Below are 15,572 nucleotides of genomic sequence, written 5' to 3'. Positions count from 1 at the left end.
CATGATTCACTGGTTGCGCCACGGGCTGCTGCTGAGCAGCCTGGTTTTATCGCCCCTGGCCGTCGCCACGACCGTGCTGGAAAACCAGCTGTGGCGCATCGAACTCGACCCGGCCACCCTGGCGATACGTGTGACTCCGGCCGACAGTGATGCGGTGCAAGCCTCCAGCGGCGTCGACGGGCACAAGGTTGGCGATCTGAAGGAGAGTTCCAAACAGGCCAGTTGGCACTGGGACGGCGGCGCCTACAGCCTGAGTGCCAGCCTTGAGCAGCGTGACTTGGCGCTGACGATCACTGCACGTGACGCCGGTGAGCTGCCGATCCTGCGGCAGCCCGCCAGTGCCATCGGCAAGGGCCTGGTCTGGCCTCTGGCCGAAGGGCATTACGTGCCGGCGGGCAATGCCGTATGGCAAAAATTCCTGCTGGAACAGGGCGACGTCAACACCACGCAAGACCTCAGCCTGCCGCTGTGGGGTGTGGATCACGGCACGTTCACCCTCAACTGGCTGATGACCAATCCCTACAACAACCGGCTGCGTTGGCAGGCTGACGGCAAAGGGCTGGCGTTGTCGGCCTCCCATGAGTTCACAACGCTGGATCCCGCCACGCCGATGACCCTGCTGTTGCACCTGGGCGAAAGCGATCCGCTGGCCGGCGCCAAGCGTTATCGCCAGTGGCTGGTGGAGCAGGGCCGCTATGAACCCCTGGCGGACAAACTGCGGCAAACCCCGGAAGCGGAAAAACTGCTGGGCGCGAGCCATATCTACCTGTGGGGCAATGACCTGCTGGGCCCGGGCGATGTGCGCGATTGGCCGCAACTGCTCAAGCTGCTGCGCGGCGGCAAAGGCCTGGCGGCTGAATTGAATGGTTTGCTGGATAAGGAATCGGCGCAGCTGCGGCAGGTCAAGCAACCGTATGAGCAAGGCGTTCTCCTGCGCGGCTTGAACGCCGCGATCAACAAAAAGGTTCGGCAAGGCTGGCAGCCCTCCACCGAGCCCGACATGACCCGGCTTGCTGACGGTTATGGCGCATTGCGCAGCGAATTGGCGGTGGCCTTTGCCGGCGCCTTGAGCGCCACGCCCGAGAGCTGGGGCAGTACGTTATCGGTCACCAATGCGTTGAAAGGTGCCGGTCTCAAACGCCTGCTGGTGACCCAGGGCGAAGGCTGGGAAGGCGGCCTTTGGCACCCTGAAGCGGTCAAGGCGGGGGTTGATGCCGGTTACTTGATGGCGCCCTACGACTCCTATGAAACCGCCTTGTCCGCCACCGAAAACCCCGACTGGACCACCGCGCACCTGGGCAGCAAGGCCTACAGCGAATGCGCGATCGTATTGAAGGGCGGCGAGTTCAAGACCGGCTTCCAGAAGTCCGGCCACTACACCGACCCACGCTGCGTGCGGCCGTTACTGGAAGCACGGATCAAGGCGGTGCAGGCCAGGTCCGGCTTCAACGCCTGGTTCCTCGACGCCTATGCCACCAGCATGCTGTTCGACAGCTATCGCATCGGCGCCGGCATGACCCAGGCACAGAACGCCGATGGCAATATCGATGCGTCCCGCTGGATCAGTACCGTGCTCAAGCTGCCGGCAGGTTCGGAGGACGGCAACGCGATGACCGCCCAAGGCATTTTGTTTGCCCACGGCATGCAAACGCCGGTGCTGGGCTGGGGAGACAAGGAGATGACCCGGGACAAGCAGTCGCCCTATTACGTAGGCGCCTGGTACCCGCCGGAACAGCCGGCGGTGTTCTTCAAATCCGTGCCGTTGAAAGAGCCATTCCGTACGGTCTACTTCGACCCGACGATGCGCCTGCCGCTGTATCAGGCAGTGTTCCACGGCTCGGTGATCACCACGCACCATTGGCTGTTCGACAGCCTGAAACTGAGCAATGTGCGGCGGGAGAACGAACTGACGCAACTGCTCTACAACGTGCCGCCGCTGTATCACTTGAGTGCGGCAACGGTGAAGCAGCGTTTGCCGTTGATTCAACGTCAGGACGAATTTTTCCGGCCGCTGCATGAACGGTTGGCGACTCAGGCCATGACGGATTTCCGCTGGTTGACGGCAGACAGGCAGGTGCAGCAGACCAGCTTTGCCGATGGAACGCGGTTGGTGGCGAATTTTTCCGGGGAGGTGAGAGAGGGTTATGCGGCTAACAGCGTAACGGCGTTCATATCCGGCGAATCACCTACGATTTATTCCGTAGCAGCTGTCGAGCCCTAGCGAGGCTGCGTTGGCCGCGCTGCCGAGTTTGAGCCAGGCGCGGTGACCGAGGTGCGCCTGACGCAGCCTCGCCAGGGCTCGACAGCTGCTACGGGGGGTTAGGTTTTGCGCCACACACTCGCCAACCACGGCTGCTGTTCCCGTGGCAATCCCGCCGGCCGATAGTAATGCTCCAGCTCCACAAACCCCGCCGCCGTCAGCAGTTCCTGCCATGCCTGCAAGTCGTGATACGAGCCATACCGTGGCCCGTTCCAACCTTCCTGGTTTTCACCCCGGGGGTTTGAGCTGAACAACACGCCACCGACCTTCAACGCCCCATGCAATTGCCCAAGAATGCGCGGCAACTCCTGCTTGGGAATATGAAACAGCACCGCATTGGCAAAGATCCCGTCGAAACGCCCGGCAGGCAAATCCAGCTTCAGGAAGTCCTGCTGCAGCACTTCACAGCCGCTGTCTTCCCGAGCCATCTGCGCGAACCGCTCCGAGCCATCAAGCCCCACCGCGATGTGCCCCATGCGGGTAAACGTCTGCAAGTCCCGCCCCGGCCCGCAGCCGAAATCCAGCACGGTAAACGGTGCGTCGCCCTGGATATGCCGCAGCAATGCATCGATGTTCTGACTCACATCGTGATCGCGGGTGCCTTCACGAAAATCCTCGGCCACCTTGTTGTAGTGGCCGAGGGTGGTGGACGTGATCTGGTCGAGGTCGTCGGGGGCGAGTTTCATGGCGGGCAATACCGGGCGCTGAGATGGCCCGACTATACCTCACCTCTTGTTCAGAACCCTGGCCAACCGATCGCCGCCCAACTGAATCACGGCCACCAGGATCACCAGCAGCACGATCACCGTCAGCATGATCTGAGTGTCAAAGCGCTGATACCCATAGCGATAGGCAATGTCCCCCAGCCCGCCGGCACCTATGGCCCCGGCCATCGCCGAGGAGTTGATCATGGTCACCAGGGTGATCGTGAACCCGCCGACAATCCCCGGCAGCGCCTCGGGCAACAGCACATGCCAGACGATATGCCAGCGCCGGCAACCCATGGCCTGGGCCGCTTCGATCAAGCCGTGATCGACCTCCCGCAAGCTGACCTCGGCGATCCGCGCAAAGAATGGCGTGGCCGCAATGGTCAAGGGCACTACCGCCGCCCACACGCCATAGGTGGTGCCGACGATCAGCCGGGTGAACGGAATCAACGCCACCATCAGGATCAGGAACGGAATCGAGCGAAACAGGTTAACGAACGCCCCCAGCACCCGATTCAAGGCGGGCGCCTGATAGATGCCGCCCTTGTCGCTGGTCACCAGGAACACCGCCAGCGGAATCCCCACCAGCAGCGCGATCAGCGACGACACGCCGACCATCAACAGCGTGTCGATGGCGCCCTGCAATAAACGATCAAACCACATAGCCCAGCACCTCCACCTGTTGTGCCCAGCGCCCGGCGCGGGTGCGCAGTTCTTCGGCGCTCAGGGACGAGCCGCTGACCGCCAGCAGCAATTGCCCCAGCGCATGGCCCTGGATGCGCTCCACACCGCCTTGCAGCAAGCGCACACGGCCGCCGAGGGCGCTGAACAGCGCGGCCAGGTCTGGCTCGTCTTCGGCACTGCCGGTCAATTGCAAACGCAGCACCACGGCGGCGTCCCTTGAGGCCGGGTGGGCATGCAAACGGTTTTGCAGTTCTTCCGGCAGGCCGTGTTGCAACGGGGCCAGCAGGGTTTTGCTGACCTCGTGCCGCGGGTTGCCAAACACTTCCCACACCGGGCCTTGCTCAACCACATGGCCGTGTTCCAACACCACCACGCGGTCGCAGATTTCGCGAATCACCGCCATCTCGTGGGTGATCAACACGATGGTCAGGCCCAGGCGTTTGTTGATCTCCCGCAGCAGACCGAGGATCGATTGGGTGGTCTCAGGGTCGAGCGCAGACGTGGCTTCGTCGCACAACAGAATCTGCGGGTCATGCACCAGGGAGCGGGCAATGCCCACCCGCTGTTTCTGCCCGCCGGACAGCTGCGCCGGGTAGGCCTTGTGCTTGTCCTGCAAACCCACCAGTTCCAACAGTTCGCGCACCTTTTTCTCGCGCTGCTCCTTGGGCACGCCCGCGACTTTCAGTGGCAGTTCGACGTTCTGCCACACGGTCTTGGCCGACATCAGGTTGAAGTGCTGGAAGATCATGCCGATGCGCCGACGCAGGGCGACCAGGCGGTCTTCGTCGAAGTCGCCGATGTCCACCTGGTCAATCAACACCCGGCCGCTGCTCGGTTGCTCCAGCCGGTTGATCGTGCGGATCAGCGACGACTTGCCGGCGCCGCTGCGGCCGATGATGCCGAACACTTCGCCGCGCTGGATCGCCAGGTCAATGCCTTGCAGGGCCGGCACGGCCTGGCCGTCATAGGTCTTGCCCAGGTTGATAAAGCGCACGTGCGCGCGGTTCAGATCCGGGTGCAGTTCTGTCTGCTCGGCGTCCCTGGGCGGCAAGCCCAGGTCGCGCAGTTGAGAGTGGGCGGCGGTCATTTTTTATCTTCCCAGCCCACTTGGTAGAGCTTGCCAAGGGATTTATCCAACGCGGCGCGCACCACCGGCGAGTGCTGGTAGATGTCGACGAACTTGATCACACGCGGGTCGGTTTTGCTCTTGGGCTGGATCACGAACTGGATCACGTATTCCGGGTGGTCGAGGCCGTCGAACAGCAGCGCCGACTCGGCATCGAAGGTCTTGGACAGGCGGATATACGCCGGGTAGCCCTGCACCAGGTCGGCGTCGTCATAGGCGCGCACCAGTTGCACGGCCTCCACTTGCAGGATCTTGATCTTCTTCGGGTTGGTGACGATGTCTTCTTCAGTGGCCTTGTAGCCCACGCCCGGCTTGAGTGTGATCAAGCCGGCCTTGGCCAGCAGTTGCAGGCCGCGACCGCTGTTGATCGGGTCGTTGGCAATCGCCACGCTGGCGCCCTGGGGCAGGTCGTTGATGCTCTTGTACTTCTTCGAATACAGCCCGACGTTGTTGATGATGCCTGGCGCGTACGGCACCAGGTCAAAGCCGGCGGCGGCCTTGGCGTTTTCCAGGAACGGGATGTGCTGGAAGTAGTTCACGTCGATATCGCCGGCTGCCAGGCTGACGTTGGGTGCGATCCAGTCGGTGAACTCCACCAGTTCGACTTTCAAACCCTGTTTGCCGGCCTCTTCGACGGCGGCCTCCAGGGGAATGGCGAAGGCGGCGGTGGTGCCGACTTTCAACGGCGCATCGGCGGCGAACACTGCCGAGCTGAAGAGTCCGAGGGCGAGGGCCAGTGCTTTGACTGGGTGGCTGAGCAATGTTTTTTTCATAATGGATTTCCAGTCATAAGATATTTGTGTGAGCAACTCGGTCAACTGTAGGAGCTGGCTTGCCGGCGATTGCGGTGTGTCAGTTGAAGAAGATTTCGCTGACCCACCGCAATCGCCGGCAAGCCAGCTCCTACAGTTCGGGGTTAGTGGCGGTAGCTGGAACCAGTGTGTTGTTCGGGCAGGTGCGCGGAGCTGTGGAAGACTTTTTCCCGCAGCGTCCCGGTCTCATACGCGGTCTTGTACGAACCCCGGCGCTGCAGTTCCGGCACCACCAGGTCGATGAAGTCGACGTAGCTTTCCGGGGTCACGATGCGCGTCAGGTTGAAGCCATCCAGGCCGGTCTCGCTGATCCATGACTCCAGCTCGTCGGCCACCTGTGCCGGCGAACCCACCAGGGTGATATAGCGGCCGCCGAGGGCGTGTTGCTCCAGCAACTTGCGCCGGGTCCAGTCGTTGTTTTGCAGGTTTTTGGTTGCCGACTGAATGGCGTTGCTCTTCACGTACTGGATCGGTTCGTCGATTTCGTACTGTGAAAAATCAATCGCCGTAGACGCCGAAAAATGCGCCACGCCGGCTTCCGCGCTGGCGTAGCTCAGGTACTCGGCGTGCTTGGCCCACGCGGCTTCTTCGGTGGCACCGACAATCACGTTCAGCCCCATGAACACCTTTATGTCCTGCGGGTTGCGCCCGGCTTCCACGGCGCTGGCGCGCACCTTGTCCACCTGGATTTTGGTCGCGGCCTTGTTCTGCCCGCTGATGAACACGCACTCGGCATGGCGCCCGGCGAACAGCAAACCACGGTCCGAACTGCCCGCCTGGAACAGCACCGGAGTGCGCTGCGGCGACGGCTCGCACAGGTGATAACCCTCCACCTGATAGAACTCGCCCTTGTGCTCGACCTTGTGCACCTTCTCGGGCTGGGCGTACACCCGCGCCTGCGGGTCGTTGATCACCGCGTCGTTTTCCCAGCTGCCTTCCCATAGTTTGTAGAGCACTTCCAGGTATTCGTCGGCCTGGTCGTAGCGCCGGTCATGCTCGACCTGCTCGGTGAGGCCCATGGCCTTGGCGGCGCTGTCGAGGTAGCCGGTGACGATGTTCCAGCCCACCCGGCCACGGCTCAGGTGATCGAGCGTGGACATGCGTCGGGCGAACAGATAGGGCGCTTCGTAGGTGAGGTTGGCGGTGAGGCCGAAGCCGAGGTTTTTGGTGACGGCGGCCATGGCCGAGACCAGCAGCAACGGATCGTTGACCGGCAGCTGGATCGCCTCTTTGAGCGGCACGTCCACCGAGTTCTGGTAGACGTCGTACACCCCGACGATGTCGGCGATGAACAGCCCGTCGAACAGCCCGCGCTCCAGCAGCTGCGCCAGCTCGGTCCAGTATTCGATGGTTTTGTATTGGGTCGAGGTGTCCCGTGGATGGGTCCACAGGCCATGGTTGATATGCCCGATGCAGTTCATGTTGAACGCATTGAGCAGGATCTTTTTCTTTGCCATCAGATAGTCCCCCGCAGTGGCGGGTTCGCCTCGTTGAGGTAGTAATTGCCCACCGCGTGATACTTCCAGCGCACCGGGTCGTGCAGGGTGTGCACCCGGGCGTTGCGCCAGTGGCGGTCCAGGCCGTGTTCGGCAAGGGTCGCCTGGCTGCCGGCGAGTTCGAACAGGGTGCTGCCGGCGGCCAGTGAAATCTCAGTGCTCAAGGCGCGTACTTCGGCGACCGCGATGGACGCGGCCGCGACGGTGTCGGCATTGCTGTCGGCCTGGGCGCGGTCGAGGAACTCACCTGCGCGCTCCAGCAATGCCTCGGCGGCGTGCAGGCGGATGCTCAGGTGGCCGAAGCTTTTCAGGGTCAGCGGATCTTCGGTGGCTTTGTCGCTGGTGGCGTCGATCCATGGCCGGGTCTTGGTGCGCACAAAATGCAGGGCATCTTCATAAGCCGCGCGGGCAATCCCGGTGTCGATGGCGGCGTGAAGGATCTGCGCCAGCGGGCCGACGGTGGTCGGGCGCTCGAAGGCGCTCTGGAACGGGATCACGTCCTGGGCCGCGACCCACACGTTATCGAACACCACCGAACCGCTGCCGGTGGTGCGCTGGCCGAAGCCGCTCCAGTCGTCGATCACGCTCAGGCCCTGGCTGTCTCGGGCGACAAAAGCCAGTTGCTGCACGCCGTTTTCATCCACCACAGAAGTGGGAATACGTTGGGCGTAGATCGCACCGGTGGAATAGAACTTGCGGCCGGTGATGCGCAAGCCGTCACCGTCGCGGGTAATCGAGGTAGTGCGGTCATGGGCGGTCTTGGTGCCCAGCTCTGCCAGGGCATTGCCGAAGCGCTGGCCGGCGAGCACTTCGGCGTACAGGCGTTTTTGCTGCGCCGGGCTGCCGTTCACACGGAGCACTTCGAGGGCATAAAAATGGTTTTGCGGGATCTGCCCCAGGGACGCATCCGCCTGGGCAATCAGTGCCGTGACCTTGGCCAGGGTCACGTTGGAAACTCCGGCACCGCCGAACTCCCTGGGTACGCTGATGCCCCACAGGCCGGAGCGGGAAAACACGTCCAGTTCAGGCAAGGGCAGGCGTCGTTCGCGGTCGCGCAGGGCGCTGTCGCGGCGGAAGTCTTCAGCCAGGTCGCTGGCGACAATAAGGGCTTGTTCATCGCTGGTGATAACCGCGACGTGGTGAGAAAGGGTCATGCGTATTCTCCAGAGGTCTGGTCGGTTAAATCCAGGAATGTCGGGCCGGCAATGTGCCGTTCAGGCGATAGGCGCCCACCGCGTGGTACTTCCAGCGCACCGGGTCGTGCAGGGTGTGCACCCGGGCGTTGCGCCAGTGGCGGTCGAGGTTGAATTCGGCGAGGGTGGCGCGGCTGCCGGCCAGTTCGAAAAGCTTTTCGCTGGCGAGCAATGAAATCTCGGTGGTCAGCACCTTGGCTTCGGCCACGGCAATCGAGGCGCGTGCCGCGGACTCTGCGGTGATCGGCACCGCGCTCACTTGGTCCAGCACCTGCCCGGCTTTGCGTAGCAGGGCTTCGGCCGCGTGCAGTTCGATTTTCAGCTTGCCGATATCGGCGATCACATACAGGTCATCGCTGGCCCGTTCGACCTTGGCGTCGATCCATGGCCGCGAGCGCTCACGCACAAAACTGATGGTGTCGTCGATTGCGCCACGGGCGATGCCGGCGTCGATGGCCGCCTGGATCAATTGCGAAACTGCGCCCTGGATGCCCGGCGATTCGCCGAGGCGCCAGGTGTCCACTACCAGTTCGGCGTCCACCGCCACCTGATCCAGCAGCACGGTGCCGCTGGCCGTGGTGCGTTGGCCAAAGCCCGACCAGTCATCAACGATGCGCAGCCCTTCGGCGCCACGCCGTACGAACGCCATGACGACTTTGCCGTCATCGTTCAGCGCCTTGACCGCCACCCAATGGGCGAACAGCGCACCGGTGGAGTAGAACTTCTGGCCGCTGATGACGTAGCCGTCACCTTCGGCGGTGATGCGTGCCTTGAGGTCCAGGGTGTTTTTGGTGCCGCGTTCCGGGCCGCCGTTGCCGATGCGCCAACCGTCCAGCACGCTCTGGAACAGCTGCTTTTTCTGGCGCTCGCTGGCCGCACCTTGCAGCACGTGCAGGATGCCGAAATGGTTCTGCGGGATTTGACCCAGCGCCGGGTCGGCCGCGCTGATGATCGCGAACACTTCGGCCAGGGTCACGAAGGACACCTGCGGGCCGCCGTACTCACGGGGAATCGAAATGCTGCCCAGGCCGCTGCGGGTGAAATGCTCGATTTCAGCCCAAGGCAGTTTGCGTTGCTGATCGCGCCTGGCCGCTTGCAGGCGCGCGGCCTGGGCAAGTGTGTGGGCGGCGCTGAGGGCCTCGGCGTCGTTGCGCAGCACCTTGGCGGGCAACAACAGCGGGGCGACGTCCAGATCACTCTGGTGGGGTGTTTGGGCCAAGTTAGACATCAGCGCCGCTCCTTGGCTGCACGCAATGCCCTGGCGTTACGCACCGGGGTAATTTTGACCATACCTACCTCACATCCGTTGAAAAGATAAAAAAATCAGGAATGTCCGGTGGTCCGGTGCATATACCCTAAGCGTGTTAAATTTTTAAATAAACTAACTTTTAGGAATATGCATAGAAGGTCTGTCACCCGGCTTCGCAAGGCGAGCCGGGGCGGCGTGGCTGATAGACCAGCGGGGCCCTGGCGGGGCTGGTCGGGGCTTGGGGAAGGAGCGCGGCGATGCGCAGGGTGCGGGCGGGCGCCCAGCGTGAATTGTTGCCGAAGCGATCGAGAATGCAGTAGGTCACTTCGAGACGATGGTCGTCCCCGGCCTCGACAATCACCGCCGACGGCACCCACACCTGCAGCGCCTTGCCCACATCGCCGGCCTGGATTTTCGGCAGGTCCAGGCGTACGTCGCCCCAGCGCAGGGTGATCTCGTCATCCGCCTCCATGTTCAGGTACGGCTCGATGGTCAGGGGCACGCCGCGGCGGATCTGGCTGCTGTTGACGCCGTGGCGGCGGATGGTCTCGGGCAGGCCGACGGCGGCCAGGTTCTGGTTTTCGTCGTTACTCAACGCAGAAGGATGGCCGCCGGGGTAATCGGTCTTGACCTGCACCCGGGTGACGGCCGACCGCGCCGGGCCGTGGCCGATTTGCATGACCCGGTAGTGAATCCGCGCCGGGCCATTTTGCACAAAGCTTTCCGGCACCCGCAGGCGGGTGGGCATGCCGATTTTGCCGGCGGTGATGCGCCGGGAGGCGGCAAAGCAGTTGTTCCAGAACAACTCGATCAGGTCGCCCTCGTCCATGCCGCAGTAAGGCGCGATATCGACCTGCAGGTGGGTCGCGGCAAGAGCGTTGATGCCTTCACGATTGGCCTGGGGCAAGGTCGGGGCGGTGAGCAGCGCGTGGGTGGAAATACGCTTCATAAATAATCTCCTTGATGCAGCCAGCAGCAATCGTTCCGGACATTTGGCGCGGGCAGGCGGCGTAGTCCGAAAGGAACGATTTAATGAAAAACCAGAATGGATCCAATTATCCTGGCGTTAGATAAGAGGCTTGGTTAGTTGGCGTCAAGAGGCTGGGCGGGGCAAATAGGGCGCTATGGAATATTCAGAAGGGTCTTACTGGAGAGGCGCTTGAACTGGCGGTTTCGAGGTGACTTTTACCCAATGAATAAAGGGCTTTTCCCAAAAAATGCTAAAGAGGTGAGTTGCCTTTCGGCAACTCTATAAAGCGAAGTTTCTTACACCAGGTCGGCGCAAGTTAGTTGTTGATGAACTTGCTGAGAAACTGCCGGGTACGTTCTTCTTTCGGGTTGGCAAACAGTGCCTTGGCTTCGCCTTGTTCAACGATGACGCCCTTGTCGAAGAAGATCACCCGGTTGGCTACATCCCGGGCGAAACTCATTTCGTGGGTCACGATGACCATGGTGCGGTTTTCTTCAGCGAGGCTACGAATGGTCGCCAGCACTTCACCCACCAGCTCCGGGTCCAGGGCCGAGGTGGGTTCATCGAACAGGATCACCTCCGGCTCCATCGCCAGTGCCCGGGCAATCGCGACCCGTTGCTGCTGCCCACCGGACAGGCGCCGTGGGTAGGCGTCTTCCTTGCCCGCCAGGCCAACCCTGGCCAACAGCTTGCGGCCGAGGGCATCCGCGGCGGCCCGGGGCATCTTCTTGACCACGATCGGGCCTTCGATGACGTTCTCCAGGGCGGTGCGGTGGGGGAACAGGTTGAAGTTCTGGAACACAAAACCCACGTGCTGGCGCAGGCGCCGCACCAGGCTTTGCTGTTGGTTGAGCGGGCGGCTGCTGTCGATCTCGATGTCACCGACCTTGATCCGGCCACTGGTGGGTTCTTCGAGGAAATTCAGGCAGCGCAGGAAGGTGGTCTTGCCGGAACCGCTGGGGCCGATGATGGCGACGACTTCGCCTTCCTTGACCTCAAGGTCGATCCCGTTAAGCACCACCTGACCCTTGAATTGTTTGGTCAGTTTTTCAACCACGATCATGCTTCAAGACTCCAGGTCATGCCGGTTGACTCGTGCTTCCAGGCGGTTTTGCACGTGCGCCAGAACGCTGGCAAGAATCCAGTAGATCAAGGCGGCGGACAGATACATGGTGAAAATTTCGAAGGTACGGGCCGACACCAATTGCGCCTGGCGGAACAGCTCCGGCACCTGGATGGTGGCTGCCAGCGCGGTGTCCTTGACCAGGGAAATAAAGCTGTTGCCCAACGGCGGCAAGGCCGTGCGCATGGCCTGCGGCAGGATGGCCCGGCGCAGGGTCTGCGCACGGGTCATGCCGATACTGGCCGCAGCTTCCCACTGGCCGCGCTCGATGGAACCGATGGCGGCACGCAGGATTTCACAGGCATAGGCGGCCATGTTCAGCGAGAAGCCGATCATGGCGGCCGGGATCGGATCCAGCTCGATGCCCACTTGCGGCAAGCCGTAGTAGATCAAAAACAGCTGTACCAGCAAGGGCGTGCCGCGAAAGAACGACACATAGACCCGGGCGATCCAGCTCAACAACTTGAAGCGCGAGAGGCGCATCAAGGCCAGGCCGAAGCCCAGCAGCAAGCCGAAAAACATCCCGCCCAGGCTAAGGATTACCGTGAAATACGCGCCCTTGAGCAGGAAGGGCGCGGAGTCCAGCGCGAGTTGGAAACCTGCTTCCATTATTGAGTAACGTCAGCGTTGAAGTACTTCTCGGACAGCTTCTTCAAGGTGCCGTCGGCGCGCAGTTCGTCGAGGGCCTTGTTCACGGCGGCCAGCAGTTCAGGCTCGCCTTTGCGCAGGGCAATGCCGGCTTCCTGGCGGGAGAACGCAGCGCCTGCAGCGGCGGTGTCCTTGGCTTTCTTGGCGTATTCCAGTGCGGCCAGGCGGTCGATCAGGATGGCGTCGACACGGCCGATGCGCAGGTCCTGGAACTTGGTTGGGTCATCGTTGTAGGTTTTGACGATGGCTTTGGGTTGGTTGTCCTTGAGCCATTGTTCGTAGTTGGTGCCCAGGCCCACACCGATTTTCTTGCCGGCCAGGTCGTCGGCGGTCTTGATGGTGTCGACGTTTTTCGCCAGGGTCAGCGCCTGGATCCCGGAGACGGTGTACGGCTTGGAGAAATCATATTTCTCTTTGCGCGCATCGGAGATGGTCACCTGGTTGACAACTGCGTCCAGGCGCTTGGATTCCAGGGCGGCGAGGATGCCATCCCACGGCGTGGCTTGCAGCTTGACCTTGACGCCCAGCTTCTTGGCCAGCGCTTCAGACAACTCGACCTCGAAACCGCTGAGCTTGCCGCTTTCATCGACGAAGCTGAACGGCGGGTAGGTGCCTTCCAGGCCAATCTTGATTTCGCCGGCTTTCTTGATGTTGTCCAGCTGCTCGCCGGCAACCGCCTGGCCGAGCCACCCGGCGCCAAGCGCCAACCCCAACGTACCAACCAGTAACGTGCGACGGAATACGGAAATAGTCATGAAGAGCCCCTGTGTTTTTTATGTTGAGCGATGCAGGTGACGCGGTAGTCGTATCCTGCCTTAAAAGCGCGGTGTGTGGGAGCGGGCTTGCTCGCGAATGCATCAACTCGGTGTTTAAGATTCACCGAGTCGCGGGGATCGCCAGTAACTTCGCCTACGGCGTGACTATAAACAGCGCTTTTAAGACTTGAAAATAATATAAAACAAGATTGATATTTCTTTATGGAATATCAAAAACTCGAATCATAAGCAAACAACGCCGGTGCGCCACCGGTATGCAGGAAGATGATCGGCCCCTCTTCAAAGCGCTGGCGACCAATGCCATCCAGCAAGCCGGCCATGGCCTTGCCAGTGTAGACCGGGTCCAGCAGCAGGCCTTCCTGGCTGGCCATCAGCTTGATTGCCGCCAGGGTGCCGGCATTCGGTTCGCCATAACGCGGGCCGAAGTACTCGTCCCACAAAATCACCTTGAAGGCATCCGGTATGTTTATGCCCAACAGTTCAGCGGTGCGTTCGGCCAGGCCTTGTACTTTGGGACGCTGGGCTTCATCAGTGCGGGACACGGTGACGCCGATCACCGGCAGGTCCGGCAGCACTTCGCTCAGCGCCAATGCCAGGCCGCTGTGTGTGCCCGCGCTGCCCGAGGCCAGGACCACGGCGGCGAACTGGATGCCGCTGTCTTCAATCTGCCCGGCCAGCTCCAGGCCGGCGCGTACATAACCCAGGGCGCCCAGTGCGTTGGAGCCGCCGATGGGTACCAGGTACGGCTTCTTGCCGTTGCTGCGCAGGCGGTCGGCGAGGGCGTTGAGTTGGGCGTCGACGTCGTCCAGGTTCTCCACCAGCTCGACTTTGGCGTCGAACAGGTCCAGCAACAGACGGTTGCCGTTGCCCAGGTAGTTGGGGTCTTCGGTGCCCGTGGGGTTTTCCAGCAGGGCGACGCAGCCCAGGCCCAGCTTGGCGGCCAGTGCGGCGGTCTGGCGCACATGGTTGGACTGGATCGCACCGGCGGTCACCAGGGTATCGGCGCCCTGGGCGAGGGCATCGGCGGCGAGGTATTCGAGTTTGCGCAGCTTGTTGCCGCCCATCGCCAGCGGTGTGGTGTCATCGCGTTTGACGTACACGTCACGCCCCAGCCAGGCCGACAGCCGTTCGAGTTTTTCCAGGGCGGTGGCGCCGCCCAGCAGTTCCAGACGGTTAAAGCGGTCGAGCTGTTGTTTGATCATGGCTACGCACGGGTGGTCAGAGATGCACCGACTATAGGCAGGCACTTTTCAGTGGGCAACCGGCAATCGCTTATGCGCACCGGTTATTAGCATTGCACTATTGGTTCTTAAGGACGCTAAGGTTCCTTGCCGTAAAGTGATGGGCATTTCGTCAGGAGTGAAGACCGTGAGTGAGCGTTCCAGTCATTGGCAATTACAGACCATCGTCAGCCAGCTGCGCAGCGCCCGGGACCAGTGGCGCACCCGCAATGGTCGGGTCAGCGGCGAGCAGGGCGGGCGCGAGCTGCCGTCACGGGAAGCCGTGGCGCAGATTCTGGAGGCATTGTGCGGTGCGCTGTTCCCCATGCGTTTGGGGCCGGTGGACCTGCGTGAAGAAAGTGAAGATTTCTACGTCGGCCACACCCTGGATGTGGCGCTCAATGCATTGCTCGCCCAGGCGCGGCTCGAGCTGCGTTACGCCGCGCGGCAAGGCGGCCAGGATGACAGTGAGGTGGACGCCCATGCCATCCACCTGATCCAGGATTTCGCCCTGGCCTTGCCCGCCTTGCGCAGCCTGCTGGACACCGACGTGCTCGCCGCCTACCACGGCGACCCGGCGGCGCGCAGCGTGGATGAAGTGCTGCTGTGCTACCCGGGGATTCTGGCGGTGATTCACCATCGGCTGGCTCACCATTTGTACCGTGCCGGCTTGCCGTTGCTGGCGCGCATCAGTGCGGAAATCGCGCATTCGGCGACCGGGATTGATATTCACCCGGGCGCGCAGATCGGCCCGAGCTTCTTTATCGACCACGGGACGGGTGTGGTGATTGGCGAGACCGCGATCATCGGCGAGCGAGTGCGTATCTATCAGGCCGTGACCCTGGGCGCCAAGCGCTTCCCGGCGGATGAGGATGGGCAGTTGCAGAAGGGCCATCCGCGGCATCCGATTGTTGAAGATGACGTGGTGATCTACGCCGGGGCGACGATCCTGGGGCGGATCACGATCGGCAAGGGTTCGACCATTGGCGGCAACGTGTGGCTGACGCGCAGCGTGCCGGCGGGGGCGAACCTGACCCAGGCGAACCTGCAGCACGACGACGGCACGCAGAAGTAAAACACTGCTCTCTCTAACGATCACACAGATCAAATGTGGGAGCTGGCTTGCCTGCGATAGCGGTGTATCAGCGACAGAGGTATGGCTGACCCACCGCCATCGCAGGCAAGCCAGCTCCCACAGGAGACCGTATTCCAGTTCTGGCCGCTTTTTCGCTCAGCAATCACTGAACGTTTCCCCATCCCCACGCGTCATACCAATCCTTGAGCTAGTGTAGGAAACACCTACCACTC

General features: G+C 62.0%; 14 protein-coding genes. 2 read left to right on the top strand and 12 right to left on the bottom strand.

All coding sequences use genetic code 11. The features are described from left to right. Position 1: 1 nt before the first annotated feature. A complete protein-coding gene (locus tag M2400_RS05555; protein ID WP_259195171.1) occupies positions 2–2,221 on the top strand; it encodes a glycoside hydrolase in 2,220 nt (739 codons plus the stop codon). A gap of 98 nt (positions 2,222–2,319) precedes the next feature. On the opposite strand, the gene M2400_RS05550 is transcribed toward M2400_RS05555, so the two are convergent. From M2400_RS05550 to M2400_RS05495, 12 genes are all read right to left on the bottom strand, one after another. Continuing rightward, entirely contained in the window at positions 2,320–2,946 is a 627-nt protein-coding gene (locus M2400_RS05550) for a bifunctional 2-polyprenyl-6-hydroxyphenol methylase/3-demethylubiquinol 3-O-methyltransferase UbiG (RefSeq protein WP_177040903.1), read from the bottom strand. 39 nt (positions 2,947–2,985) lie between these two features. After that, a complete protein-coding gene (locus M2400_RS05545; protein WP_003211840.1) occupies positions 2,986–3,630 on the bottom strand; it encodes a methionine ABC transporter permease in 645 nt (214 codons plus the stop codon). Continuing rightward, complete coding sequence (locus M2400_RS05540; protein ID WP_177114404.1) at positions 3,620–4,738, bottom strand: methionine ABC transporter ATP-binding protein; 1,119 nt, start codon at positions 4,736–4,738, stop codon at positions 3,620–3,622. The genes M2400_RS05545 and M2400_RS05540 overlap by 11 nt, the downstream gene beginning before the upstream one ends. Then, the gene (locus M2400_RS05535; protein ID WP_010168897.1) at positions 4,735–5,550 is read right to left on the bottom strand and encodes a MetQ/NlpA family ABC transporter substrate-binding protein; all 816 of its coding nucleotides are present in this window, start codon (positions 5,548–5,550) and stop codon (positions 4,735–4,737) included. Before M2400_RS05535 ends, M2400_RS05540 begins: the two co-directional genes overlap by 4 nt. A 143-nt stretch (positions 5,551–5,693) precedes the next feature. After that, a complete protein-coding gene (locus M2400_RS05530) occupies positions 5,694–7,046 on the bottom strand; it encodes an LLM class flavin-dependent oxidoreductase (protein ID WP_259195172.1) in 1,353 nt (450 codons plus the stop codon). Beyond that, positions 7,046–8,239: an SfnB family sulfur acquisition oxidoreductase gene (locus M2400_RS05525; protein WP_259195173.1), complete on the bottom strand. Its 1,194-nt coding sequence runs from the start codon at positions 8,237–8,239 to the stop codon at positions 7,046–7,048. The genes M2400_RS05530 and M2400_RS05525 overlap by 1 nt, the downstream gene beginning before the upstream one ends. A gap of 25 nt (positions 8,240–8,264) precedes the next feature. Then, complete coding sequence (locus tag M2400_RS05520) at positions 8,265–9,506, bottom strand: SfnB family sulfur acquisition oxidoreductase (RefSeq protein WP_259195174.1); 1,242 nt, start codon at positions 9,504–9,506, stop codon at positions 8,265–8,267. A gap of 184 nt (positions 9,507–9,690) precedes the next feature. Beyond that, on the bottom strand, positions 9,691–10,476 hold the full coding sequence (locus M2400_RS05515) for a hypothetical protein (RefSeq protein ID WP_177040913.1): 786 nt from the start codon (positions 10,474–10,476) through the stop codon (positions 9,691–9,693). Positions 10,477–10,813: 337 nt separating this feature from the next. Continuing rightward, complete coding sequence (tcyN, locus tag M2400_RS05510; protein ID WP_177040914.1) at positions 10,814–11,560, bottom strand: L-cystine ABC transporter ATP-binding protein TcyN; 747 nt, start codon at positions 11,558–11,560, stop codon at positions 10,814–10,816. Between the two features lie 3 nt (positions 11,561–11,563). Next, complete coding sequence (gene tcyL / locus M2400_RS05505) at positions 11,564–12,229, bottom strand: cystine ABC transporter permease (RefSeq protein WP_010168909.1); 666 nt, start codon at positions 12,227–12,229, stop codon at positions 11,564–11,566. Continuing rightward, the gene (gene tcyJ / locus M2400_RS05500) at positions 12,229–13,023 is read right to left on the bottom strand and encodes a cystine ABC transporter substrate-binding protein (protein WP_177040916.1); all 795 of its coding nucleotides are present in this window, start codon (positions 13,021–13,023) and stop codon (positions 12,229–12,231) included. Before tcyJ ends, tcyL begins: the two co-directional genes overlap by 1 nt. Positions 13,024–13,253: 230 nt before the next feature. Next, positions 13,254–14,246: a D-cysteine desulfhydrase gene (locus tag M2400_RS05495; protein ID WP_259195176.1), complete on the bottom strand. Its 993-nt coding sequence runs from the start codon at positions 14,244–14,246 to the stop codon at positions 13,254–13,256. Positions 14,247–14,412: 166 nt separating this feature from the next. Between M2400_RS05495 and epsC the strand changes: the two genes are divergently transcribed. After that, positions 14,413–15,339: a serine O-acetyltransferase EpsC gene (gene epsC / locus M2400_RS05490; RefSeq protein ID WP_010168915.1), complete on the top strand. Its 927-nt coding sequence runs from the start codon at positions 14,413–14,415 to the stop codon at positions 15,337–15,339. Positions 15,340–15,572 lie beyond the last annotated feature (233 nt).

Origin of the sequence: Pseudomonas sp. BIGb0558 (genome assembly GCF_024807515.1) — a bacterium.
In the GTDB taxonomy this organism is placed as follows: domain Bacteria; phylum Pseudomonadota; class Gammaproteobacteria; order Pseudomonadales; family Pseudomonadaceae; genus Aquipseudomonas; species Aquipseudomonas yamanorum_A.
The sequence above is the reverse complement of the archived record's forward strand: the minus strand, read 5'-3'. Positions and strand labels throughout refer to the sequence as shown.